The 24,887-nt window shown below is 30.2% G+C and carries 20 protein-coding genes, 1 rRNA gene and 1 other annotated feature; of the genes, 12 read left to right on the top strand and 9 right to left on the bottom strand.

What is annotated here, in order from left to right:
• Positions 1-81: 81 nt before the first annotated feature.
• Together ACWJJ2_RS04990 and ACWJJ2_RS04985 are read left to right on the top strand one after the other, a co-directional pair.
• Positions 82-3,270, top strand: coding sequence for a non-ribosomal peptide synthetase (locus ACWJJ2_RS04990; RefSeq protein WP_462953937.1), 3,189 nt, complete (start codon positions 82-84; stop codon positions 3,268-3,270).
• A complete protein-coding gene (locus tag ACWJJ2_RS04985; RefSeq protein ID WP_462953936.1) occupies positions 3,267-9,266 on the top strand; it encodes an amino acid adenylation domain-containing protein in 6,000 nt (1,999 codons plus the stop codon). The genes ACWJJ2_RS04990 and ACWJJ2_RS04985 overlap by 4 nt, the downstream gene beginning before the upstream one ends.
• 273 nt (positions 9,267-9,539) lie before the next feature.
• Here ACWJJ2_RS04985 and ACWJJ2_RS04980 read toward each other — a convergent pair whose 3' ends face one another.
• Positions 9,540-9,779: a hypothetical protein gene (locus tag ACWJJ2_RS04980; protein WP_216304039.1), complete on the bottom strand. Its 240-nt coding sequence runs from the start codon at positions 9,777-9,779 to the stop codon at positions 9,540-9,542.
• A 97-nt stretch (positions 9,780-9,876) separates the two neighbouring features.
• Positions 9,877-10,617 carry a LytR/AlgR family response regulator transcription factor gene (locus ACWJJ2_RS04975; RefSeq protein WP_216304038.1) on the bottom strand — a complete coding sequence of 247 codons (741 nt, stop codon included), beginning with the start codon at positions 10,615-10,617 and terminating at the stop codon, positions 9,877-9,879.
• Between the two features lie 472 nt (positions 10,618-11,089).
• On the opposite strand from ACWJJ2_RS04975, the gene ACWJJ2_RS04970 reads away from it, so the two are divergent.
• The 7 genes from ACWJJ2_RS04970 (at position 11,090) to ACWJJ2_RS04940 (ending at position 15,067) form a co-directional block, all read left to right on the top strand.
• Positions 11,090-11,872 (top strand): HAD family hydrolase, encoded by a 783-nt coding sequence (locus ACWJJ2_RS04970; protein ID WP_462953935.1) that lies wholly within the window; start codon positions 11,090-11,092, stop codon positions 11,870-11,872.
• Positions 11,873-12,124: 252 nt separating this feature from the next.
• Positions 12,125-12,739, top strand: coding sequence for a TetR/AcrR family transcriptional regulator (locus ACWJJ2_RS04965; RefSeq protein ID WP_462954313.1), 615 nt, complete (start codon positions 12,125-12,127; stop codon positions 12,737-12,739).
• A gap of 14 nt (positions 12,740-12,753) precedes the next feature.
• Complete coding sequence (locus ACWJJ2_RS04960; protein WP_216304035.1) at positions 12,754-13,233, top strand: flavodoxin domain-containing protein; 480 nt, start codon at positions 12,754-12,756, stop codon at positions 13,231-13,233.
• 21 nt (positions 13,234-13,254) lie between these two features.
• Positions 13,255-13,638: an FMN-binding protein gene (locus tag ACWJJ2_RS04955; RefSeq protein ID WP_216304034.1), complete on the top strand. Its 384-nt coding sequence runs from the start codon at positions 13,255-13,257 to the stop codon at positions 13,636-13,638.
• A 134-nt stretch (positions 13,639-13,772) separates the two neighbouring features.
• The gene (locus ACWJJ2_RS04950) at positions 13,773-14,057 is read left to right on the top strand and encodes a putative quinol monooxygenase (protein ID WP_216304033.1); all 285 of its coding nucleotides are present in this window, start codon (positions 13,773-13,775) and stop codon (positions 14,055-14,057) included.
• A gap of 42 nt (positions 14,058-14,099) precedes the next feature.
• Positions 14,100-14,735 (top strand): flavodoxin family protein, encoded by a 636-nt coding sequence (locus ACWJJ2_RS04945; protein ID WP_216304032.1) that lies wholly within the window; start codon positions 14,100-14,102, stop codon positions 14,733-14,735.
• 197 nt (positions 14,736-14,932) lie between these two features.
• The gene (locus ACWJJ2_RS04940; protein WP_258280693.1) at positions 14,933-15,067 is read left to right on the top strand and encodes a hypothetical protein; all 135 of its coding nucleotides are present in this window, start codon (positions 14,933-14,935) and stop codon (positions 15,065-15,067) included.
• A gap of 34 nt (positions 15,068-15,101) precedes the next feature.
• Here ACWJJ2_RS04940 and hydE read toward each other — a convergent pair whose 3' ends face one another.
• Positions 15,102-16,145: a [FeFe] hydrogenase H-cluster radical SAM maturase HydE gene (gene hydE / locus ACWJJ2_RS04935; protein WP_216304031.1), complete on the bottom strand. Its 1,044-nt coding sequence runs from the start codon at positions 16,143-16,145 to the stop codon at positions 15,102-15,104.
• A gap of 315 nt (positions 16,146-16,460) precedes the next feature.
• On the opposite strand from hydE, the gene ACWJJ2_RS04930 reads away from it, so the two are divergent.
• Positions 16,461-16,691: a glutaredoxin family protein gene (locus ACWJJ2_RS04930; protein ID WP_165414326.1), complete on the top strand. Its 231-nt coding sequence runs from the start codon at positions 16,461-16,463 to the stop codon at positions 16,689-16,691.
• 413 nt (positions 16,692-17,104) lie between these two features.
• Positions 17,105-18,622: ribosomal RNA gene (locus tag ACWJJ2_RS04925) — 16S ribosomal RNA — on the top strand.
• 327 nt (positions 18,623-18,949) lie between these two features.
• Here ACWJJ2_RS04925 and ACWJJ2_RS04920 read toward each other — a convergent pair.
• The gene (locus tag ACWJJ2_RS04920; RefSeq protein WP_253198288.1) at positions 18,950-19,039 is read right to left on the bottom strand and encodes a hypothetical protein; all 90 of its coding nucleotides are present in this window, start codon (positions 19,037-19,039) and stop codon (positions 18,950-18,952) included.
• On the bottom strand, positions 19,000-19,173 hold the full coding sequence (locus ACWJJ2_RS04915; RefSeq protein ID WP_253198291.1) for a hypothetical protein: 174 nt from the start codon (positions 19,171-19,173) through the stop codon (positions 19,000-19,002). The genes ACWJJ2_RS04920 and ACWJJ2_RS04915 overlap by 40 nt, the downstream gene beginning before the upstream one ends.
• 196 nt (positions 19,174-19,369) lie before the next feature.
• Here ACWJJ2_RS04915 and ACWJJ2_RS04910 point away from each other — a divergent pair, with 196 nt between their 5' ends.
• Entirely contained in the window at positions 19,370-19,510 is a 141-nt protein-coding gene (locus ACWJJ2_RS04910) for a hypothetical protein (protein WP_216304289.1), read from the top strand.
• A gap of 113 nt (positions 19,511-19,623) precedes the next feature.
• Here the strand turns inward: ACWJJ2_RS04910 and ACWJJ2_RS04905 are convergent, their stop codons facing one another.
• The 4 genes from ACWJJ2_RS04905 to ACWJJ2_RS04890 all read right to left on the bottom strand — a co-directional run bounded on the left by ACWJJ2_RS04905 (position 19,624) and on the right by ACWJJ2_RS04890 (position 24,859).
• Positions 19,624-20,136, bottom strand: a complete 513-nt coding sequence (locus ACWJJ2_RS04905; protein WP_462953934.1) for a tryptophan transporter — start codon at positions 20,134-20,136, stop codon at positions 19,624-19,626.
• A 280-nt stretch (positions 20,137-20,416) separates the two neighbouring features.
• Positions 20,417-20,667: a binding site (T-box leader), on the bottom strand.
• Positions 20,668-20,828: 161 nt separating this feature from the next.
• The gene (gene uvsE / locus ACWJJ2_RS04900) at positions 20,829-21,791 is read right to left on the bottom strand and encodes a UV DNA damage repair endonuclease UvsE (RefSeq protein WP_216304291.1); all 963 of its coding nucleotides are present in this window, start codon (positions 21,789-21,791) and stop codon (positions 20,829-20,831) included.
• A 910-nt stretch (positions 21,792-22,701) separates the two neighbouring features.
• Positions 22,702-23,946, bottom strand: coding sequence for a HAMP domain-containing sensor histidine kinase (locus ACWJJ2_RS04895; protein WP_462953933.1), 1,245 nt, complete (start codon positions 23,944-23,946; stop codon positions 22,702-22,704).
• A gap of 229 nt (positions 23,947-24,175) precedes the next feature.
• Positions 24,176-24,859: a response regulator transcription factor gene (locus ACWJJ2_RS04890; RefSeq protein ID WP_216304293.1), complete on the bottom strand. Its 684-nt coding sequence runs from the start codon at positions 24,857-24,859 to the stop codon at positions 24,176-24,178.
• Positions 24,860-24,887: the final 28 nt, after the last annotated feature.

Below are 24,887 nucleotides of genomic sequence, written 5' to 3'. Positions count from 1 at the left end.
GAAATTACTACTAATATATCTTGCTTCGTGTTTCAGTTAGACTGAAGCAAGGTATATATTAAAAATGGGAGATGATAAATAGTGAGTAATAATGAAATGATAAAAAATATATATCCCTTATCTCCAATGCAAGAAGGTATGCTATTTCATAAATTATTGGGTAATGATAAAAATTCATATTTTGAACAATCATCTTCTAAAATAATTGGAAGCTTAGAAGTGGAATTATTTGAAATAAGTATAAATAAACTCATTGAAAGATATGATGTTTTAAGAACCTTATTTATATATGAAGATAAAAAAAGACCTTTACAGATTGTACTAAAAAAAGCCAAAATAAAAATATGCTTTGAAGATATATCGTCCTTAAGAAGTAGTGAGAAAGTAATATTCATAAAGGAATTTAAAGAAAAGGATACAGTTAAAGGATTTAACTTGTCGAGGGAAATTTCAATAAGAGCTTCGATAATTAAAACAGATGAAGAAAAGTATATTTTTATATTAAGTTTTCATCACATAATTTTAGATGGATGGAGTATTCCAATTATATTTAATGAGCTTATGTATATATATAGTGCGCTTAAGGAAAATAGGCCTATAAAGTTTAAAAAAGTAAACGAGTACAGTAATTATATAAAATGGTTAGAAAAGCAAGATAAAAAAGAAGCTCTTTTATATTGGGAGAAATACTTAGAAGACTACGAACAACAAGCGCAGATTTCACAATTAGCTAAGTCCGTTAAAGAGGTTAAGTACATAAACAGTGATATAAAATTTATTATAGATAAAGAAACAACAAACAAGTTAGAAAATATAGCAAGAAAGAATAAAGCAACTGTAAACACAGTGTTTCAAACTATATGGGGAATATTACTTCAAAGATATAATAATGTAAATGATGTTGTGTTTGGAGCCATAGTGTCAGGTAGACCGGCTGAAATTGATGGAATTGAAAATATGGCAGGGTTGTTTATAAATACTGTTCCAGTACGAATAAAAAGTAGCACAGACAAGGGGTTTATAGGATTATTAAAAGAAGTACAAGATGCTAATGTTAAGTCTAAAAAGTATGAGTATGTGCCATTAGCAGAAGTACAATCAAATACAAGTATAAAACAAAAATTAATAGATAATATAATGGTATTTGAAAATTATCCAGTGATTGAACATAATAAAAAATTAGATTTTAAAATACAAATGGATGAAGTTGTTGAACAAACTAATTATAATTTTAATATTATAATTGGAATGACTGATGAAATATTTATAAAATTAAATTATAATGCATCTATTTATGATGATAAGTATGTAAATATGATAGCAGGTCATATAAAACATGTCATAAAAGAGGTATCAGAGAATCCAGAAATAAAGATATCAGAAATAGATATGCTTTCAGAAGAGGAAAAGACAAAAATATTAGTAGAGTTCAATGATACAAAAGCAGAGTATCCAAAGGATAAAACAATTCATGAATTGTTCGAAGAACAGGTAGAAAAATCACCAGATAATATGGCAGTAGTACTTGAAGATAAAAAGCTAACTTATAGAGAACTAAATGAGAAAGCAAATAGTTTAGCAAGAATATTGAGAGAAAAGGGCGTAGAGCCAGATTCTATAGTAGGAATAATGGTGGAAAGATCTCTGGAGATGATGATAGGGATAATGGGAATATTAAAAGCGGGGGGAGCATATCTACCTATAGATCTAAGCCATCCAAAGGAAAGAATTGAGTATATGCTAATGGATAGTGAAGTCAAAGTATTATTAAGCGCAGAAAGATTAGTAGATAACATAGAGTTTGATGGAGAAGTTATAGATTTAGTTGATAAATATTTATTTAAAGGTAATTTAAGTAATCTAGAGAAAGTAAATCAATCAAGTAATTTAGCGTATATTATATATACTTCAGGTACAACTGGTGAACCTAAGGGGGCGATGATAGAGCATTTTAACCTTAATAACTTTATACATTCCTTAGCTAAACAATTTGATAAGGGTTTTAATTCAAATGATAGGATTTTATCATTAACAAACTATGTGTTTGATGTAAGTGTATGCGAGTTCTTTGTGTCATTAATCAGTGGAGCAACTTTAGTTATTAATCATAAACAAAAGACCTTTGATCCTATTGAAATAGCAAAATTAATAGTTAATAATCAAATAACGTTTACGTATATTCCACCGTCTCTGTTATTAGAAGTCTATGAAAATTTAAAGATGAATAAGAGAAAGGTAAAGCTAAGGAAATTACTGGTTGGTGTTGAAGCAATAAGAGGCGAGACATTAAATAAATTTTATACTCTAAATAAAGACTTAGAGATAGTAAATGGTTATGGACCTACTGAAACAACTATATGTTCAACTTTTTATAAGGTAACTAAAAATGAGCCTCAAAATAGAAATGTACTAATAGGAAGAAGTGTAGGAAATACTAATATTTATATTTTAAATAAATATTTAAAAATAGTTCAGGTAGGAGTAGTAGGAGAGTTATTCATAAGTGGAGATGGGGTATCAAGAGGATATATAAATAAACAAGAATTGACAGATGAAAAGTTCGTAGGAAATCCATTTAAATTAGGTACTAAAATGTATCACACAGAAGATTTTGCAAGATGGCTACCTGATGGAAATATAGAATTTATAGGAAGAACAGATAATCAAGTAAAAATAAGAGGCTTTAGAATAGAACTTGGTGAAATAGAGAATCAGTTATTAAAGCATAAAAATATAAAAGAGGCAGTAGTAGTAGATAGACAAGATAATCAAGGAAATAAATACTTATGTGCGTATATAGCATGTGATGAAGAAATGACGGTAGCAGAATTAAGAGAAGGGTTGAAAAAAGAATTACCAGAGTACATGATTCCAGCATATTTTATGCAAATAGAGAGGATGCCACTAACACCAAATGGAAAGATAGATAGGAAAGCATTACCAGAGCCGGATGGAGAAATAAACACAGGAGTAGAGTATGCATCAGCAACAAATGAGACAGAAGAGAAGCTAGTAAAGGTATGGAGTGAAGTACTAGGAGTAGAAGGAATAGGTATTGATGATAATTTTTTTGTATTAGGAGGACATTCACTAAAGGCTATACAGGTAGTGTCAATGATACATAAAGAGCTAAATGTAGAAGTGCCTGTAGGTGAGGTATTTAGTAATACAACTATAAGACAGATAGGAGAATATATAAGCAAATCAAAGGAAAGCATATACTCATCAATAAAAGTGGTAGAAGAAAAATGGGAGAAGGAAGTACTATGAGTTTGATATTTAGAATAAAAGCATCTTCAGCACAAAAGAGGTTATTTACATTAAATCAGTTTGAAAAAGAAAAAACAAGCTACAATATGCCATCAGTAATGGTAGTAGAAGGAAATTTAGAAAAAGAAAAAGTAGAAGAAACATTTAGAAAGCTTGTTGAAAGGCATGAAGCATTTAGAACTTCTTTTGAATTAAGAGATAAAGAAATAGTACAAAAAATACACAAAGAGGTAGAATTTTATTTAGAATACATAGAATTAAAGAAAGAAGAAGAAGAAACAATAAAAATAATAGTAAAAAGCTTTATAAAACCATTTGATCTATCAAAAGCACCTTTATTAAGAGTGAAACTAATAAAAATAGAAGAAGAAAAACATATATTAATGATAGATATGCATCATATAATATCAGATGGTACATCTATAGGAATTATTATAGAAGAATTCTCAAAGCTTTACAAAGGAGAAGAATTAAAAAAATTAAAAATACAATATAAAGACTATTCAGCATGGCAAAATGAAGCTTTAAGCTCAGAAAATATGAAAAACCAAGAAGAGTATTGGAAAAATGTATTTAAGAAGAAAATACCTGTATTAGACATGCCAACAGATTATAAAAGACCTACAATGAAAAGCTTCGAAGGAGAAAGTATAGGATTTAAGATTGATAAATATATAACAGAAAAGGCAAAGAAAATAGGAATGGATAATGGAACAACATTGTATATGACATTATTGTCAACATACAATATACTGCTATCAAGATATAGTGGACAAGAAGATATAATAGTAGGCTCACCAATAGAGGGAAGACCACATGCCGATTTACAAAAAATAGTAGGCGTGTTTGTAAATACTCTTGCAATGAGGAACTATCCAAAAGCAGATAAAACCTTTAAAGATTTTTTGCAGGATGTAAAGAAAAATGCATTAAAGGCATACGAAAATCAAGATTATCAATTTGATGAATTAGTAAAAAAGTTAGATATAAGAAAAGATTTAAGTAGAAATGCACTATTTGATGCTATGTTTGTATTACAGAATACTGATGTTTACGGTATAGATATTGATAGCTTAAAATTCAAACCATATAGCTTTGAATATAAAATGTCTAAGTTTGATATTACATTATCAGCAATAGAAGCAAAAGGAGAAATATCATTCAACATAGAATACTGCACAAAGTTGTTTAAGAGAGAAACAATAGAAAGAGTAATACAACACTTTATAAATATATTAAAAGAAGTATCAGAGAATCCAGAAATAAAGATATCAGAGATAGAGATGATTTCAGAAGAAGAAAAGATAAAGATACTAGTAGATTTTAACAATACGAAGGCAGAATATCAAAAAGATAAAACAATATATGAATTGTTTGAGGAACAGGTTGAAAAAACGCCAGATAATATAGCAGTAGTATTTGAAGATGAGAAGCTAACTTATAGAGAACTAAATGAGAAAGCCAATTGTTTGGCAAGAATATTGAGGGAAAAAGGCGTTAAACCAGACAGTGTAGTAGGAATAATGATAGAGAGTTCTCCGGAGATGATAGTAGGAATACTTGCAATTTTAAAAGCTGGAGGAGCCTATTTACCAATAGAACCAAGTTACCCACAAGAGAGAATAAAATACATATTGGAAAACAGTAAGTCTTCTATACTTATTACAAAGTCAGCATATATGGATCTATTTAACATTGAGGTAGAAATAATAGACATGGATAATACTGAAATCTATAATACTGATAAAGAGAATTTGGGGAAAGTAAATATACCCCAAGATTTAGCTTATATAATCTATACATCAGGGAGTACTGGAAAACCTAAAGGTGTTGTAATTACGCATGAGGCAGTGTTAAATACAATACAGGATATAAATAGTAAATTTGCAGTAAAAGAAAATGATAAAATCATAGGACTTTCTTCTGTGTGTTTTGATCTATCAGTATATGATATCTTTGGGGCTTTGAGTACAGGAGCAAAGCTTGTGCAAATTAAAGATCAACGAGATGTAAATAAAATTATTGAAGTATTAAAGGATAAAAGTATAACTATATGGAACTCAGTTCCTGCTATTATGGATATGTTAATAGAAAGTATAACAGAGCCATTTAAAAATGAAAATTTGAGACTAGTAATGTTAAGTGGAGATTGGATTCCTTTAAAATTGCCTGGAAAAATAAAAAAATATTTTCCAAATGCAGCAATAATAAGTTTAGGTGGTGCAACAGAAGCTTCTATTTGGTCTATCTATTATCCGGTTACGGAGGTTAAAATCGAATGGAATAGCATTCCATATGGAATGCCTTTATCTAATCAAAGTTTCTATGTGTTAAATAAAGAAATGAAGTTATGTCCATTTGGAATCCCTGGAAAGTTATATATTGGAGGAATTGGATTAGCAAAAGGGTATATGAATGATATAGAAAAGACGAAAAATGCGTTTATTAATCATCCTGAGTTTGGTAAATTGTATAGTACTGGAGATTGGGGGAGATTTCGTAAAGAAGGATATATTGAATTTTTAGGTAGAAGAGATCATCAGGTGAAAATAAGAGGATTTAGAATAGAACTTGGTGAAATAGAAAATCAGTTATTAAGGCAAGAAAATATAAAAGAAGCAGTAGTAGTAGATAGAGAAGACAAAAAAGGGAATAAATACTTATGTGCATATATAGTATTTAAAAAAGAAATGACAGTAGCAGAATTAAGAGAAAGTTTGTCAAAAGAACTACCAGACTACATGATACCGGCGTATTTTATACAGATAGAGAAGATACCACTAACACCAAATGGAAAGATAGATAGAAAAGCACTGCCAGAGCCAGATGGAGAAATAAGTACAGGAGTAGAATATGCAGTACCAAGAAATGAAATAGAAGAGAAAATGGTAAAGGTATGGTCTGAAGTATTAGGAGTAAAAAAAGTAGGAATTGATGACAGTTTCTTTGAATTAGGGGGAGACTCAATTAAAGCCATTCGTATGATATCGAAACTGCGAGAATACGGTTATGAGATAGGTATAAGAAATATTATGAGAGATAGAACTATTCGAGCAATTTGTACAGGAATTAGTAAAGTAGAAATAAGTAATGCAGAACAATCAGAAATAGTAGGTAAAGTTGGGTTAACACCAATACAAATAGACATCTTTACAAATAAGCTTGAAGTTCCAAATCATTTTAATCAATCCTTTATTCTTGAAAGTAAAGAAAGAATAAAGCAAGAAAGTCTTAAAAAGGCACTCACAGCAATTGTAGAGCATCATGATATACTTAGAGCAGTGTACAAAGATGATGAACTAACAATAAGGTCAAATTCTGAAGGTAGCTTGTATAACTTTAAGTATTATGATTTTTCTGATATTAAAGAAGAAGAAATATTATACAGAAAAATAGATGAAAGTGCAAATGAAATACAATCGAGTATTAATATTTCAACTGGACCATTAATGAAAGTAGGAGTATTCTGTACAGAATACAAAGACTATTTATTCATTTCCATTCATCATTTAGTGGTAGATGGAGTGTCGTGGCGAATCATTTTAGAAGACTTAAGCAGAGGATATTTAGCATCAAAAGAGAAAAAAGAAATTATACTTCCAGCAAAAACTGTTTCATTCAAGAAATGGAGTGAGACATTAAGAAGATATAGAGAGAGCAATGATTTGAAGAAAGAGATTGTTTATTGGAAAGATATTGAACAAAAGGTTAAAGAGAGTAAGATGGGATTTACAGTAAATGAAGTCGAACATGGAATAAATGATGTTATTGTTCATTTAACTAGTGAACAAACAAATGATTTACTATATAAAGCGGGACGAGCTTATGGGACAGAAATTAACGATTTGCTTTTAACAGCATTATTTAGAGCAGTTAATAAAGTTACAGGAATTAAGAGTGTGTCTGTAAGCGTTGAAGGGCATGGAAGAGAGCCAATAGGGTTCTCCATGGCAATTGACAGAACTGTAGGATGGTTTACAAGCGTTTATCCTGTAGCAATAAATGAAATCGGAGAAACAATAGTAAAGGACATATGTAAAATAAAAGAGACTCTAAGAAAAATTCCTAATCATGGAATTGGATATGGAGTGCTAAAAGTATTAGGAGATGATGTGCTGGAGGGAATAGAGCCTGATATCACATTTAATTATTTAGGGGAATTTGGACAGGAAAATAATACTGAGGATTTTTTATTAAGCAATATCTCTTGTGGACAAGAGATATCAGAAAAAAATAGATTTGGAACACCTATTTCAGTTAATGGTGCTATTATTAACAAAGAACTTAATCTCCTTATCAATTTTGATAAGGAGAGATTCAGTAAATGTTTCATAGAAGATTTCAAAAGACAGTATGAAAAACAATTACTTGATATAATAGGGCACTGTGTAAAGGTAAGAAAAAGAGAGAGTATAGAAGTAAATGGACTAGAAATGAATAATAGTTACAATAATTTCGATATGAATCAGTTTATTTGGTCAAGATTTAGTGTTGATAGTATTCTTAAGGTTATTAGTGTAGATAAGCAAGCATATTCTATATTATTTGTAGAAAACATGGATCAAAAAATCAGAAATGAAATTATTAACACAATAACTGAAAAATTGTCAATAAAACATATGCCACATTACTGTATTAATATGAGAAAACATCAACTCTCACAAAGCATAATGGATGAAAAGATGTTTAGAGAGATGTGTAGCGATAATAACTCTTTAAGCAATAAAGATTTTTCACAGATTGAATTAAAGAACTTTAATAATAATTTGAATAACAAAATTATAGACCAATATATAGCTTCTTGTATGCAAAAATCTTTTCTTGAAGCAACGGGCACTATAATAGAAGAAGTGATAACAATTAATGGAATTTATACCCAAGATAAAATTATGGAAGCAGTTAAATTAGTTGTTCAAGAACAAAGTGTATTAAGAAGTTCATATGAGAAGTGTGATAGAGAATATATTATTTCCGAACATAAATATGATACTTCATGGTATGTTCCATATGTTGACTTAAGATACAGTTCCTATGAATATATCACTACCATTCATAAAGATATTTACGGAATGAAAAATGGAGAAGGTAACTGTGATGGTCGAAATAATTTGATTAGAATGGTGATTACTAGAGAGTCGGAAGTATGTCATAAACTCCATATTATAGCACATCATAGTGGATGGGATAAAGCCAGTACACAAATTTTAAATGATAGGTTAAATGATTTAATTAAATCTAATTCAACTGAAACATTAATTAAAACAACGTATAAAAATTATATTGAAGAGATTAAAAATTGTAATGGATTTACAAAAAATATTGGATATATGGCAGAATTAAAAATTGAAGATTTTATAGAAAATGTTAATGAATATGTTCGAGGTAATATAGATAATAATCTCGAAAAATCAATACTTTTAACAATAAAAATGGGACCAAAATCGTTGAAGGTTTTAAAAGAAAAGCCATGGAATTTATTAACTCATGTATTGAGAATTGTAGCAAGGGAGAATCAATTAATCTCACTAGATAAAACTATTATACCAATGTTTATTTTACAAGAAGATAGAAGAGGTAAGGAGAGAAATTATACCAATACAATGGGTGAATTTTTAGATATATTACCAATATTAATAGATTGCTCACAAGATGCAATTAAATGCGATATGCAAAAATACGTAGAAAAAGTTCAAAATATTAAAAAAGATGAAAATATTAATTATTTAGAACTTTTTAACAGGCAACAGCAAGATTTTTATTTATTAACTGCATCTGTTTTGTCAATCAATTATCATGGTATTTTTGAATTAACATATGATATAGTACAAAAAATGTTAAGTTTAGATAAGATAAGAAGGGCAACAGAAATTTTTGTTAATTGTTATTCAAACTATCTAGTTATATCATTTCCTATTTATAAGAAATGCATTAATAATTTAGAAAAAATCTTACAAGATGAATTCAACATATTAGAGACTAAATTTAGTGAGGGATAACATTTAAACTTCAAATGAAAAATGTGGATTCCACCATTCTCATTTAAAAGGTAAAACAGTTTATGGTCATCAATTAGTTACCGTTATGTTATTGTGCGATACTCTTGTGCTACCATATATCATCGTGGTGAAAATAAAGCATGAATCAATTAGTTAATTCACGAGGAAATACCACTAAAAAATAAAAGTGGTATTTTCTCATGATAAAAATAATATAAAGAGTAATGGATGAAAATTTATGATGTACGCTGGTTAACCAACTAAACTCCTTATTTATATATATTCAATTTGTTTATTAAAGGAATAAAGTGAATAATTTAAAATATTTATAATCATGTTTAAAGATTCGTAGTCTTTTGAAACATATTCTAACATATTTGTGTATTCCATAAGTTTAGACAATTCTTCGTTTCTGCATTCTTGTTCAAAATTTCTTTTTACATTTTCATTATTTAATTCTGTAAGTATAATTATTAAAACTAAAGAATTTAATACAATAAATAGATTTATCATGAATAATTTTATGAAGATATTTAAATGACTTATAAAAAAATTGGATATAAATAGAGTACCATTACAATAGTAGAAATTATAGTACTTATATTTAAAACTAAGCTAAGCATTTTTTTATCAGTCCCTTTAGATACATTGCAGAAACAAAACAAGTTTCATCATTTACAAAATATATAATACGATTTTGTTTATCAATTGAGTTTATGTTAGTTATGTTTACCAAATATGATTTATGAGCTTTATAAAAACATGAGTTTAATTCAACCTCAAAATCTTTCAATTTTCCATAAAACTCAAATTGTCCATTATTTGTATGGAGCCTCAATTTATGAGTTATAGTTGTTGTTTCAAAAAATAACATGTCGCATAAAGAGAAATTAGTTATTCTATTTCCTAAATTTATCGCTATAGTTACTTTTTCTTTAGTATTATTTTTGTTGTAATCATTACATGATTCTAAAATACACTCATTAATTTTATTCTTAATACTTTTAATATCACCTTTTAAAATATAATCTAAAGCTTGTACTTTATATTTGAAAGTTAAAAGAGACATCTCAGAATGTGCTGTAATAAAAACAATATATCCTTTTGAATCATACTTTCTTATAATCTTAGCAAGTTCTATTCCTGATATTTGATCTTTTAGGTCTACATCAAGAAAATAAATAAAGATTCTCTCTTTATTGCTTTTTACATAAGCAATGACTTCTTCATATTTTCTTGTTGATAATTCTATTTCTAAATCAATTTTCAAATTTATTAATTCATCTTTTATAATGTTTTCAATTTGTTTTTTTTGATGTTCATTATCTTCACAAATTATGATACCAAGCATTGTATACCCTCCTAAAGTTATTTCAACACTGATTATTACATATTGTAACATAATAATCCGAATTATGCAGTCCTATTGGTCAAGATATTATCATAAGCATATCTCTCCTTCGTTCGAGAAGATCATATTCCATTATCTTTTATATAAAATTAAAATAATTATTCAACAATAAGTAAATTATGTAATATTTTAAGTTGTACTAAAAATGTTCTTAACATCCGACTCGCCACGCACTCTCGTGACTTCAGTCATGAGTTAGTGGCGGACGCATATGTCGAAAAAAATATAGATAAATCGTTATACATGATTATTTTATTTATAAACATATGTTATTATAAATATATCAAATAAAAAAACGGAGTAATAACATGTGAGTAAAATATATCATGGTAGAGGGTATGTTTATTCCATTCAAATCACAGGCTCTAAGGAGTTTTCGTGAATGCTCTGGTAAACAAAGGAGAAAATACTTATGGTAAAACTCATCGCAACAGATATGGATGGTACCTTATTAAATGACAATGGAAATATAAATGAAAAAATATTTGATTTAATACATATGTTTAATGAAAAGGATATAAAATTTGCAGCAGCAAGTGGCAGATTTTACTCTCAACTAAGCAAAAATTTTGAAAAGGTCAATACAGATATGATATTTATTGCTCATAATGGAGCCCTTGTTAAGTATAATAATAAGGGTAAGACGTTGTATTCAAGCAGTATTGATAGAGAAGAAATAGACTCTGTGGTGAATTTAAATCCAAAGCTAGGAGAGGAATTATTTTTAGCTGGAGAAAATGAGGCATATATAGTAAATCCATCAGAAGATATGTTGAATAACTTTACATCTTTTGAGGTGCCTGTGGTAATATTAAAATCTTTTAGCGAAATAAAAAATCCAATATATAAGATTACTTATTATATGACTGATGGAGTTAAACCATCTATAGTGGATTATGTAAAGGGGAATTTGAGTGATAAGCTTGAATTTGTTGTATCCGGCGACAAGTGGATAGATATAATGAACAAAGGTATAAGCAAAGGAAAGGCTATAAATATGATTCAAGAAAAATTTAAAATAAATCAAAAGAACACAATGGTTTTTGGGGATTATTATAATGATTTGACTATGTTTAAAGCAGCACATTATAGTTATGCAATGAAGAATGCTCCAGAAGATGTGAAAAAACATGCTAACTTTATTGCAGGAAGCAATAATGAAGATGGCGTTTATAATGTAATAGCTTCTTTGTAGAAATAAATGCTTTTTATACAATTAGTTAATGAGTTTAAAACAAAGCATAGCCTTTCCTAATAATGGGAGAGGCTATTTTTGGCTGACTCTGTAAGTTATTCGTTGAAGTTCTAGAAATCTCTTTGGATCGTCATTACGCAAAAATTATATGTTTCAATCTATTTACTTATAATCAAGACAATGGTAAAATTACATTAAACGATGTTTAATATAATTACAGTGATTAATAAAACATTAACTATTGGAGGGATTATGGGAATAACAGAAAGAAGACAATTCGAAAAAGAGATCATAAGAAAAAAAATAATAGATGCCACAAATGATATATTAGTGGAAGAAGGCTATGAAAATTTATCTATTCGTAAGATTGCTAGTAGGATTGAGTATTCTCCAGGTATTATTTATCACTATTTTAAGGATAAGGCTGAAATAGTGTCTTTTGTTGTAGCGGAAGGGTATGGAAACATATTAAAAATTATAAGTGAGATTCCTATAGATACTGAAAACCCAGATAAGACAATAGTAAATGGGATGAAGTCTTATATTGAACTTATGCTAGAAAATCCACAGCAATTTAGGGTTGTTTTAATGAATGATATTGAAACTATACAAGAAAAGGTAAATATGCTGCAGGAGGGTATTTCAAAGGAAAGAAAAAGTATACAAGGGCTTTGTAAGTTAGTAGAGTTGGCGATCAGAAAAAACATTTTCAGAAAAATGGATATTGAGCTTACTGCACAAATAATATGGACATCTACTCATGGGCTTGTTTCTAGATTAATATTAGAAAAAAATATTACTAAGCAACAAAAAGAGAGACTTATAAATCATCATTTTGAAATTCTTATTAATGGATTATTAAAATAAAGGGGGGGGCAAGTATGAAAACAGTTATTATTTATGCATCTAAGCATGGTTGCACAGAAAAATGTAGCAATATTTTAAAAGGTAAGCTACATGGTGAAGTGAAAATTGTAGATATAAAAAAGGAAAGTATGCCGGAAATGATTTTGTTTGATAACATTATTATCGGCGGATCAATCTACATGGGGAGAATTCAAAAGGAGGTAAATTCGTTTTGTTTAAAAAATATTAGTGCATTAAAAAAGAAGAAACTTGGATTTTTTATTTGTTGTATGAGTGAAAATGAGATGGCAGAAAAACAGATACACACATCTTTTCCCGAAGAATTGTTAACAGATGCAATTGCAACACAATACTTCGGAGGAGAGTTCATATTTAAAAAAATGAATGTCCTTGAAAGATTTATTATTAAGAAGATTAGTAAAACTAATAAGGATACATCAACGCTTTCAAAGGAAAATATTAATAAATTTGCACAGGTAATAAACAATGGTTAAGTTGAGGGAGGGTGGGATTAAATGAAGAAAATTTTAAAAGTTACAGTATCTATATCCATTCTCCTATTTTTAATTGCTATAGTCGGAGTGCTTTTTGTTACTCGTGGGCTCGAATCGGGTATCAATCTAGTCGTTAATGATGTGAATTTGTCATCATTAAGTGATGGAATGTACAATGGGAAATATAATGCTGGAAGATGGTCTAATGAGATGAATATAATAATTAAAGAACATAAAATTATTAAAATAGATGTGGTAAAGGATGTTTTTTTCTCAAAACCAGAGGTTACAAAAGCCCTGCTAAGTAAGGTTCTAGAAAAACAAAATACTAATGTAGATGTTATTTCAGGGGCAACAGTAACTTCCAAAGCATATTTAAAGGCTATTGAAAATTCATTAAAGTAAAAAAACAATGCAACATTTCATACCTTTTGGTAAGTTATATTACAAAAAAATGTGTACTTGTTCTATGTTTTTTAATGGCGTATACTTTCAAGTAGAAATGTATTTAATATAATACTAAGGAGTGTGAAAATTTAATGATTACTATAGTCGCAAAAAATTCAATTAAACAAGCCAAAGTAGAAGAATTCAAGCGTTTAGCAGAAAAACTTATAAAAGAAAGCAGAAAAGAAAAAGGAAATATATCGTACAATTTATATCAAGACGCTAACAAATGTAATGTATTAACATTTATAGAAGAGTGGGAAAATGAAGATGTAATTAAGAGTCATAACATCTCAGAACATTTCACTAGCATTGTTCCCCAATTTGAAGATTTACAAGAAAGTCAGTCAGAGGTTAATTTATATAAATTGATATAACAAAATATTTTATTCGGAGAATAAAATTAGGAGGTAGAATAAATGAAAGTTGTAGCTATTAATGGTAGTCCCAATAAAGAAGGAAATACTTATCATGCAATAAAAATGGTTGCAAATGAACTTGAAAAAGAAGGAATAGAAACGGAAATCATTCATGTAGGTGGCAAGTCAATTAGGGGATGTACTGCTTGTAATCAATGTGCAAAAAATAAAAATGAAAAATGTGTGCTTCCAGGTGATGATGTTAACGAGTGGATTCAAAAAATGAATGGAGCAGATGGAATAATTTTAGGATCTCCTGTACACTACGCATCAATTGGAGGAACTATGAAATCATTTCTAGATAGAGCTTTCTATGTTGCGGGTAATAATGAGGGAATGCTAAGACATAAAGTTGGTGTTTCCGTTATTGCTGTAAGGCGTTCTGGTGGAATTCCAACTTTTAATCAGATAAACAATTATATTAATTATTCGGAAATGTTAATGCCAACTTCGAATTATTGGAATGTTATTCACGGTACAAGCCCCGGTGAGGCATTACAAGATGAAGAAGGGGTGCAAATTATGAGAGTGCTTGGGAAGAATATGGCATGGCTTATGAAATTAGTTGAAAATGGAAAAGAAAATATTAAAGCGCCAGAAAGAGAAGAAAAAATATTCATGAACTTTATTCGCTAATAGAGTGTTCTATAAGATGGAAAAGAACTGCTTAATTTAAATTGAGCAGTTCTTTTCCATTTTGTTTACAGAATTAGATCTATTACTCCATTTACTAATTTTGAAGTTGTTTTAATATATTGAAGTTTTAAAAATCAAAAGTATAGAATAAAAACTACCTTTCTAGGATAATATAATCTTAGAAAGGGGAGTTTTTAATGCCAAATAAAGCTACAAAAATGAATATACAGCATGATTTAAATAAAAAACATAATAAGCCTGGAATTGTGGATGCAGAAGGCGAACCAGTCAATAATAAACCAATAAAAGAAGCTAAAAAAACATTTCGTTAAAAAAAGGGCCTTAGGGCTCTTTTGCATTGTAAAATTACTTAGTAGGTTGATCTCCTCTAAAACCATAATTAGTTGAAATCGTTCTTCCAATACTATTAACCTTACCGGTTATGCATCCACGACAATGAGCGGGAGTATCCCCAGTACATATTTTACCTGGGTACAGTGCATAATGCTTTCTGTATTCGCCTTCTGTAACATTAGGCATAACTACATTGGCGCCGCTTTGCAGAGCCATTAGTCTTCCATTTTTGTTTAAGGACTCCATAGCAGTTGTCGCAGGTATGTTAATGTCTGGTAGGAGCAAACGTGTTATAGCCATAACTTTAAGGGCCATAGTTAGCTCCTTACCCTTGGCAGTTGCAAGTGGGGTGTCTTCATTTGGAATAAAAGGACCTATGCCTAGCATGTCAGCATTTATTTCTTTGAAAAATAATATATCATTCGCATAGGACTCTATAGTTTGGTTTGGGAGACCAACCATAACACCAGTTCCAACTTCATAGCCTAATTCTTTTAATATCGTTAAGCAATTCAGTCTGTTTTCGTGGCTCATGCCTGGGTCTATATCTTCATATAGGTTTTTATCCGTTGTCTCAATTCTTAAAAGATACCTATCAGCACCAGCGTCTCTAAAAGCTTTATATTCATCATAAGTTTTTTCACCTATACTTAAAGTTAGAGCTAAATCTAAAGCCTTTATTCCCTTTATTATTCTGATAATTCTATCTCTTGTGTAATAATCATCTTCACCACCTTGAAGTACTATAGTTTTATAGCCAAATGACTTAGCTTTAGTGGCAAAGTCTAAAATTTGTTCCTGCGTTAATCTGTATCTAACTAAATTTTTATTATCTCGTCTTAGTCCGCAGTAATGACAATTTCTTTTGCATATATTCGTAAATTCAATAAGTCCTCTAAGATGAACTTCATCCCCTAAATATTTTTTTCGAACTTCATCAGCTGCATTAAATAGTTCTTGGTCTATATCATTGCAACTCAAAAGAGCAATGATTTCTTCTTTACACAATTTATGCTCTGTTTTTGCCATGTTTATTATTTCTAATAATTTCATCATTATCGGTTATCTCCTTATATTTATTATTGTAGTTATCTAGAATATAAAATAATTATAAATTATTTTGTCACTAACATATAGTGTTAAGACTATCATAATATTATAAATAATATATGTAAATATAAAAGAAGAAAACATATTAATAAATTTAGACCATACTAGTTAAATAAGAATTATTATTAATACGATTTAGTAGTTATTGTAAAAAAACAGCATCTAATATTATTGACTTAAGAAAAGAAAGGTGCTACTATAAAAATAAGTTTAATTATATGCAATTTAAGTTAAAAAACAAGAATAAAGGAGAGGTTATTTATGAATAAAGTTGAGATTTATACAAGCAATGCTTGTGGATTTTGTCATATGGCTAAGGAGTTTTTCGAAGAAAATAATATTGTATATATAGAGCATAATATTTCTGAAAATTTAGAAGCAAAAAAAGCGCTTATAAAAAAAGGCTATAGGTCTGTACCGGTAATAGATATAAATGGAGAAGAAATGGTTGGGTTTGATAAGGAAAAAGTAGTTGCTAAACTAGGCCTATAAAAGTAATAAAATATATATGTTACAAAAAGAAGCTGATAGGCTTCTTTTTTTGTAGCAATTACTTCTAGGGGAGATGACAATTATCAATTGTTATTATTTCACTTATAAAAGTATGGGATTTACTTATAAAATGTTGCTAAACATCTAAAAACAAATAAAAGTGTTGACATGTACAATTTTAACTGATAGAATAGTAAATGTAGTCACTTGTTGACGAATGTATAACGTAAATTGGTCTTTGAAAATTAAACAGAGAAATAGGTAAAGATAGCGAAATAATATTTCGTTAAACCAGTTAATTACTTTAGTATAAAGTAAAATTTAGTCATAAGACTAAAAGTATGTAATGAGCTTGCGTAACAACTTAACAGTTGTCGCAGATTAATCATTTCAACTAAAAAAGTGTAAACTTTTAAATTGAGAGTTTGATCCTGGCTCAGGACGAACGCTGGCGGCGTGCCTAACACATGCAAGTCGAGCGATGAAACCTTTCGGGGTGGATTAGCGGCGGACGGGTGAGTAACACGTGGGTAACCTGCCTCAAAGAGGGGAATAGCCTCCCGAAAGGGAGATTAATACCGCATAATATGTTTTGGTCGCATGATCGAAACATCAAAGGATTTTTCTTCGGAAAATTCCACTTTGAGATGGACCCGCGGCGCATTAGCTAGTTGGTGAGGTAACGGCTCACCAAGGCGACGATGCGTAGCCGACCTGAGAGGGTGATCGGCCACATTGGAACTGAGACACGGTCCAGACTCCTACGGGAGGCAGCAGTGGGGAATATTGCGCAATGGGGGAAACCCTGACGCAGCAACGCCGCGTGAATGATGAAGGCCTTCGGGTTGTAAAGTTCTGTCTTCTGGGACGATAATGACGGTACCAGAGGAGGAAGCCACGGCTAACTACGTGCCAGCAGCCGCGGTAATACGTAGGTGGCAAGCGTTGTCCGGATTTACTGGGCGTAAAGGATGCGTAGGCGGACATTTAAGTCAGATGTGAAATACCCGAGCTTAACTTGGGTGCTGCATTTGAAACTGGGTGTCTAGAGTGCAGGAGAGGTAAGTGGAATTCCTAGTGTAGCGGTGAAATGCGTAGAGATTAGGAAGAACACCAGTGGCGAAGGCGACTTACTGGACTGTAACTGACGCTGAGGCATGAAAGCGTGGGGAGCAAACAGGATTAGATACCCTGGTAGTCCACGCCGTAAACGATGAATACTAGGTGTCGGGGGTCGAACCTCGGTGCCGCCGTTAACACATTAAGTATTCCGCCTGGGGAGTACGATCGCAAGATTAAAACTCAAAGGAATTGACGGGGGCCCGCACAAGCAGCGGAGCATGTGGTTTAATTCGAAGCAACGCGAAGAACCTTACCTAGACTTGACATCCCCTGCATAACCCAGAGATGGGCGAAGTCCTTCGGGACAGGGTGACAGGTGGTGCATGGTTGTCGTCAGCTCGTGTCGTGAGATGTTGGGTTAAGTCCCGCAACGAGCGCAACCCTTATCATTAGTTGCTACCATTAAGTTGAGCACTCTAGTGAGACTGCCCGGGTTAACCGGGAGGAAGGTGGGGATGACGTCAAATCATCATGCCCCTTATGTCTAGGGCTACACACGTGCTACAATGGTGAGTACAAAGAGATGCAAGACCGCAAGGTGGAGCCAAACTCAAAAACTCATCCCAGTTCGGATTGTAGGCTGCAACTCGCCTACATGAAGCCGGAGTTGCTAGTAATCGCGAATCAGCATGTCGCGGTGAATACGTTCCCGGGCCTTGTACACACCGCCCGTCACACCATGAGAGTTGGTAACACCCGAAGTCCGTGAGGTAACCGTAAGGAGCCAGCGGCCGAAGGTGGGATTGATGATTGGGGTGAAGTCGTAACAAGGTAGCCGTAGGAGAACCTGCGGCTGGATCACCTCCTTTCTAGGGAGTAGATGTATTGATTTCGGTCGATGCAATAGAAGAATGTTAATTTGTTCTTCAAAAATATCTATTGTAATTAATCGTACCTAATTCTCTGTTTAATTTTGAGAGACTAATAGTCTAAAAATGTAATGAACAATTATAAAAGCGCTATTTGGTGTTTATAGTTGCTCATTACATTTTTTTGATTAGGTTAATAATATGTAATGAGTACGCGAAGTATAACTTTAACACTTATATGAAAAAAACATTAAACATAAAAAAGCAAACTTTCACAAGATAGTGGAAGTTTTTTTTTATGTTTAATAAATACTCAAAATAGATTCATTAGTAATCAAGGGTTAAATTGCCTACGGAAGTAGCTACTGTCTTTGAAGTTAACCACTCATTTGTTGCAGTACTATCATAAAAATACAAGGCTCCTTTAGTTGGGTCTGTTCCTTTTGAAGCTTCAGATGCTGCTGTGAACTTTGAACCCTATTTACGGCTACAGCTCCAGGTGTGCTCTTCGTAATGCTTTGTAGAGTGCCTTGTGGTGCTAACTTGTCCACTTGATGGGATGCTTGAAATTGTAAGTGCGTCCCTAGGGTAAATAGTATCGTTCCATTTATCATTTGCACTAATACTAATTTAAAAAAATTTACTTAAAAACATATAATTAATGTATTTTTGTAAATACTATATGTAGAATAGTTAGAAAATACAATAAATGTTTAGATATCAAAATAAGCAAAAGGAGATGTTATTTTGGGTAACGATAAGAATAGAGAAGTGAGAAAAGAAAAGCAAAGTGAGGATAAAAAAACTTTTACGAGTGAAGTTCAAGAATTCCATAAACCAGAGGATTATGAAGATGCTTTTAAAGGATACTATCCAAAACAAAAATAAGTCATAGTATCTTTAAAGTTTCAATAAAATGGAAAATAAGTTCTTAAGGTGAAATAAAACAATATATATTTTAGATTAAAGAATCAAGATCTTAGAGCTTGATTCTTTAATTTTTAATAGTTTATAAATAAATTCTTAATTGCTGGGTTACTTATAATAAGTTTATGTAGGGAAAACCCGATAAAAGAATTAATCACTGAAGTAGGAAGCACTATGGATACGAAGAGGATTAAAAAAGGTGCAGGTAAAGCAAATAGAATAAGAGCTGAACCAAGAAAAATACTTCCACTTATTATAGTTCCAAGAAAATAAATGCACCCTAATTTAAGAGGAGAATTAGGATTGAGATACTTATATAACCCGTATATAATTATTGAAGTTATAACCTTATCTATAATGTTAGGAAGTTGGCCGCCTGGAAAAGTCGTAGATAAGGCACCTAAAATACCTGCTACTATTCCTGTAATAATGGTTATCTTAAGATCTTTAGTTAATGTTAGGGACAAAATCATAAATACTAATAAAAAATCTGGTTTCATTCCTAAAAAGATACCTGGAACAATTTGATGCAATATAAGACCGATTGCAAGTAATAGAGACGTTATTATTAGTTTATTTGTTTTCATAAAAAAAGCTCCTTTTCAAAATAATTTAGAGTTAAATCATCACCTACGGTGTTGCACAGCTTCGAAGAAGATGAATTGAAGACTTCAGAACGAGATTTATACTCCCTATACAGTTTTATTTTTGTTATAGTATAGAACGCCCACTCATAGGAGTGGGATACTTTCCTTCTGAAATGTCGTTAAATGGTTTATTATTATTTTAAAAGCAAATATCTTTCAGAACATCAAATTAACCACCACCTTTACTTTATTATTTAAAATAAAAAAAACCTTCGCCCTGTATTAGGGCGAAGGATATTCGCTGTACCACCTAAATTATGCTACAAAAAAACTAAACATATCTTATAATTCGAGCACTGAAATGCTCTAGCCCTTTTAACAGTGGGCGTCCGGTAACTACTACTCTCAAAATTTGATTTCGGGTTACTTCTAGCAGGTCCATTCACTAAAGTTATCAATACTGAGATTACACTATCCTCAGCTCTCTGAATTTGCATGACTTTAACTACTATTCCTGTTCAACGAATTTATTATTATAATAATAGCATTAAAATTATTAAATGTAAACAATTTTTTCATTAAGAATTATTTACATTTGATAAGAAACGACTAAGATATGTAAATAATTTTACATAAAGAGAAGACTTCAACAATATTTCTATTGTTAAAATCTTCTCTTTTATAAATCTGTTTTATTGAAATTCTAAAGTACTATTATCAAGCCAAGTCCACTCAGGTTTAAAAACTCTTACATCCTCTAAAAGTTGATTGAAAGCCAAATCTGCTTGTTTTGCCTCTAATAGTATATCTAAGTCTATTCCTAAAGGAATACATTTTTCAATAAACTCGATGAATGATGCTGCATCAATGTTATCAGCATGCTTTTTATCTTTTTCACTAGTTTTTGGGCTTGAAAAATGTACTTTTGGTGCTAAAGGCTCACCTTCCCAAGTAGAAAATATATCTTTCAACATAGGTTCTAGTTCATCACCACCGTTGTTGCAGTTATGATGATGTACATCTAGTACCATAGGCACATTTATTTCTTTGCATATGTTTAATACTTCTTTAGTAGTAAAGCTTTTATCATCATTTTCAAATACTAATAACTCAGTTATTTCCTTTGGTAAGTTATTGAAATTCTTAAAGAATCTTTCTGTAGCAGCGAGCTTTCCGCCTTCTTTACCACCAATGTGTAATACCATTTTTCCTAAGGGATAGTTAATATCCTTAAAAAGATTGGCGTGGAATTGTAGATTTTTTGCAGTAGCTTTTATTACTTCTTCCTTAGAACTATTTATGACATTAGATTCATCAGGATGAGTATCTACTCTTAAATTGTTGTTGTTAATAAAATTTCCAAGCCATTCAAAATCCATTTTTAAAATTCTTCTAAATTCCCAATCTGTAACTTCAGGATGAGTTGCTAAAGGGATTAAAGCAGAAGTTATTCTATAAAAATGGACATTGTTTTTTACAACGTATTCTAGAATTTTATGCAAATCATTAACGTTTGATACAGCTACCTTTTGTAGCTTTTCAAGCTTATCTCTAGCCGTCGATTGTTTGGTATATGTAGAAAAAGTTACTGTGCTAGCAGAAGTTATCTTTGCTGACTTTAAGGCAGTAGCCACGTAGCCTAATCTTATTTGCATAATATCACTCCTCATATAATATAGTTATAAATTTGAATATAAATTAAAACATCTCTACTAACCGATATTTTTTAATATATTTTAATAAGCATAATTTTATAGCAATAAAAGTACAATAGCGAAGATAATTTACTATTGTAAAAACGTATTAAGTAAAGGTTTAAAAATTTGCTAATGAGATAAATCCCATATTTCAAAAGTTATAAACAATATTTAAACGTTCCTTAAAAACATCTTATTAAATAAATATAATATCTGAATAGATTTAATAATAAACTCAAATTTAATCATATCACATAATCATAGTGTATGTAAAACAATATAAACTATGATTTAATAAATATTTGTATATTTTAGAGAATTTCATTATAAAAAAGATAAAAACACAAATGTAAGAGAATTTATTTTATGAAATTTTAAAATTATGGTTTTTTATAAAAAGCATATAAAACACTAAGCTAAATGAAAAAAGATAACACTTTGTTTAAAAGATAACATACTTTCATTTTGGCATAAATTAATAATGATGAAAAAAATTTGATGTTATTTAGAATAAAACCCATATATATAATCGTTTTCAGAGAATTTTAAAGTATTGTAGGAGACTAATTGATACTAAAGCATAATAGAATGGTAAAAAAATCATAAAAACTATTTACAACTATCATAAAATTGTGATATAATTAACATGCAAACAAGAACCCAAACATTTATAAGTAAGATCTGAAGATTTAGTGATGAATTGAAGAGTTAACTCATTTAAAAAAATTAATTAATCAGATAAACTTTAAAAGCCAATCTTGAGGAGTTTATTACAACTAATATACAAAAAAAGCAGCAGTACATGAAAGTGAACTACTGCTTTTTGAATTATACAATTAATTGTAGTAATTATCATCTCTTTTTTATGTTATAATTTATTCTTTATTGGAAGTCCAATCCTTATAGTTGTCCCCATTTTAGGTTTGCTTTCTACTATAATGGAGCCGTTATGTTCACCAATAATCCATTTCGCAATAGATAAGCCAAGGCCTGTTCCGCCACTTTCTTTTGCTCTTGATTTATCACATCTATAAAATCTATTAAAAATATAGGGGAGATCTTCTTTAAAAATACCTATTCCCGTATCTATAATTTCAATTACTAAATTATTTTTTCTAATATAGCTATTTAACTTAATACTTCCACCACTTTGAGTATACTTTATGCTATTATCAATGAAAATTCGTAATGCTTGTTTTAATAATTTTTTATCTGCATAAATAATTACAGTTTCATTAATATCAGTTGAAATTTCATGATGGCCATCAATTAGTTTTGTTTCTTTTACGATTTCAAATACTAATTGATCGAAATAAAATTCTTGTTTGGAAAGTCTTTGAGTATTTTTGTCACTTCTTGCAAGGAAGAGAAGTTTTTCTACTAATTGCTGCATATTTTCAGACTCGCTTTTAATAGCGATTATAGATTCGTCGAGTACCGCTTTGTCATCTTTTCCCCAACGGGACAACATATTTGCATAGCCTTTTATAACGGCTATGGGAGTTCTGAGTTCATGGGAGGCGTCTGATACAAATTGATTTTGCATTTCATAGGAAATTTGAATGCGATCCAGCATTTCATTAAAGTTTTCGGCTAGCTGTTTTAACTCATCGTGAGAATTGCTAACGTTTAGCCTCTTTTCCAAGGCATTAATTGAAATAGATTTTGTGGTTTCTGTCATATTTTTTATAGGCAGAAGCATTTTTTTACTTGCTTTAGAGCCAATACCTAATGTAATAATTAAAGAGAATATATTTATTATGAAAATAATAAATGCAAAAACATCCCAATATTTGTTTTCATTTTCTAGATTTTTAGAAAGTTGAAGGAAAAATATTTTATTGTTCTGGTCTAACTTAGTAGTAACAAAAACAAGTTGTTGATTTGTTTCATTTGTAGCTGGGTTAGGTGAGCTATCTTTATTAAAATATACATTTTTTTTATCCTTTTCAGTAGTTAAAAGAAGACTTTCTTTTTCATCAAAAATACTGAAGGTTACATATTTTATATTAGAAAAAATATCAACATTAATGTCCTGAGGGTCTTTGTTTAATTTAGCATATTTAATAGCTACTGCACTATATTTAGTAAGTTCACCCTTAGCTTCATTCAATAGATAGAATCTAAAGCCTATAATTAAACCAACACTTAAAAGTAACAGTGTAATAGAAAAAATGAGAGTATAGACTGCAGTCATCTTAAAACTAATTGAAAATCTTAGCAGTTTATGTATTATGCGAGATAATTTTTTCAATAATGTTGGCATAAACAAAAGGATTATTCTAATTAACTTAAAAATTAACCGTAATGATTGTAATAAGAGCTTAAGGATAGATTTTAAATTATTCATCTTTTAAAACATATCCCACCCCTCGCACCGTATGAATAAACTTCAAGTTAAACTTATCATCTATTTTACTTCTTAAATATCTAATATATACATCTACTACATTAGTATCACCCATATATTCATATCCCCATACAATATCTATGATTTTATTTCTTGTAAGAACAATATTTTTATTATCCATTAGGTACTTAAGTAAATCAAATTCTGTCTTAGTTAGTTCTATAGAGTTATCCTTAAATGTAACCACATGTTGATCTAAGTCTATGGTCAATTCTCCAATAGACAATATATTTCTGCTTTCATTGAATACAAGTGTTTTTTTTAATGCTGTTCTTATTCTTGCAAGTAATTCTTCAATAGCGAAAGGCTTAGTCATATAGTCATCGGCACCTATGTCAAGGCCCATAACTTTATCCATTATTTCATCTTTCGCAGTAAGCATTATAATAGGAACTGAGGACACTTGCCTAAGTCTTCTTAATACCTCAAGGCCATTTAAGGAAGGCAACATAACATCAAGGATTACGAGATCAAAAAAATCATTAATGGCCTTATCTAAACCCTCACGTCCGTCATGACATTGCTCAACAATATAACCCTCATACTTTAATTCTAACTCAAGAAACCGTGCTATTTTTATTTCATCCTCAATTATTAAAATCTTTTGCCCACTCATATATAGACTGTACCTCCAAAATATATTA

It is taken from the genome of Clostridium sp. CM039 (assembly GCF_055081075.1).
Note: the sequence above shows the minus strand (reverse complement) of the source record. Positions and strands in the feature narration are given on the sequence as shown.

Bases quoted from the DNA above. Each gene is read 5' to 3' on its own strand.
- ACWJJ2_RS04985 (WP_462953936.1), top strand. From the start codon at position 3,267: ATGAGTTTGATATTTAGAATAAAAGCATCTTCAGCACAAAAGAGGTTA.
- ACWJJ2_RS04980 (WP_216304039.1), bottom strand. From the start codon at position 9,779: ATGATAAATCTATTTATTGTATTAAATTCTTTAGTTTTAATAATTATA.
- ACWJJ2_RS04975 (WP_216304038.1), bottom strand. From the start codon at position 10,617: ATGCTTGGTATCATAATTTGTGAAGATAATGAACATCAAAAAAAACAA.
- ACWJJ2_RS04970 (WP_462953935.1), top strand. From the start codon at position 11,090: ATGGTAAAACTCATCGCAACAGATATGGATGGTACCTTATTAAATGAC.
- ACWJJ2_RS04965 (WP_462954313.1), top strand. From the start codon at position 12,125: ATGGGAATAACAGAAAGAAGACAATTCGAAAAAGAGATCATAAGAAAA.
- ACWJJ2_RS04960 (WP_216304035.1), top strand. From the start codon at position 12,754: ATGAAAACAGTTATTATTTATGCATCTAAGCATGGTTGCACAGAAAAA.
- ACWJJ2_RS04955 (WP_216304034.1), top strand. From the start codon at position 13,255: ATGAAGAAAATTTTAAAAGTTACAGTATCTATATCCATTCTCCTATTT.
- ACWJJ2_RS04950 (WP_216304033.1), top strand. From the start codon at position 13,773: ATGATTACTATAGTCGCAAAAAATTCAATTAAACAAGCCAAAGTAGAA.
- ACWJJ2_RS04945 (WP_216304032.1), top strand. From the start codon at position 14,100: ATGAAAGTTGTAGCTATTAATGGTAGTCCCAATAAAGAAGGAAATACT.
- ACWJJ2_RS04940 (WP_258280693.1), top strand. From the start codon at position 14,933: ATGCCAAATAAAGCTACAAAAATGAATATACAGCATGATTTAAATAAA.
- hydE (WP_216304031.1), bottom strand. From the start codon at position 16,145: ATGATGAAATTATTAGAAATAATAAACATGGCAAAAACAGAGCATAAA.
- ACWJJ2_RS04930 (WP_165414326.1), top strand. From the start codon at position 16,461: ATGAATAAAGTTGAGATTTATACAAGCAATGCTTGTGGATTTTGTCAT.
- ACWJJ2_RS04905 (WP_462953934.1), bottom strand. From the start codon at position 20,136: ATGAAAACAAATAAACTAATAATAACGTCTCTATTACTTGCAATCGGT.
- uvsE (WP_216304291.1), bottom strand. From the start codon at position 21,791: ATGCAAATAAGATTAGGCTACGTGGCTACTGCCTTAAAGTCAGCAAAG.
- ACWJJ2_RS04890 (WP_216304293.1), bottom strand. From the start codon at position 24,859: ATGAGTGGGCAAAAGATTTTAATAATTGAGGATGAAATAAAAATAGCA.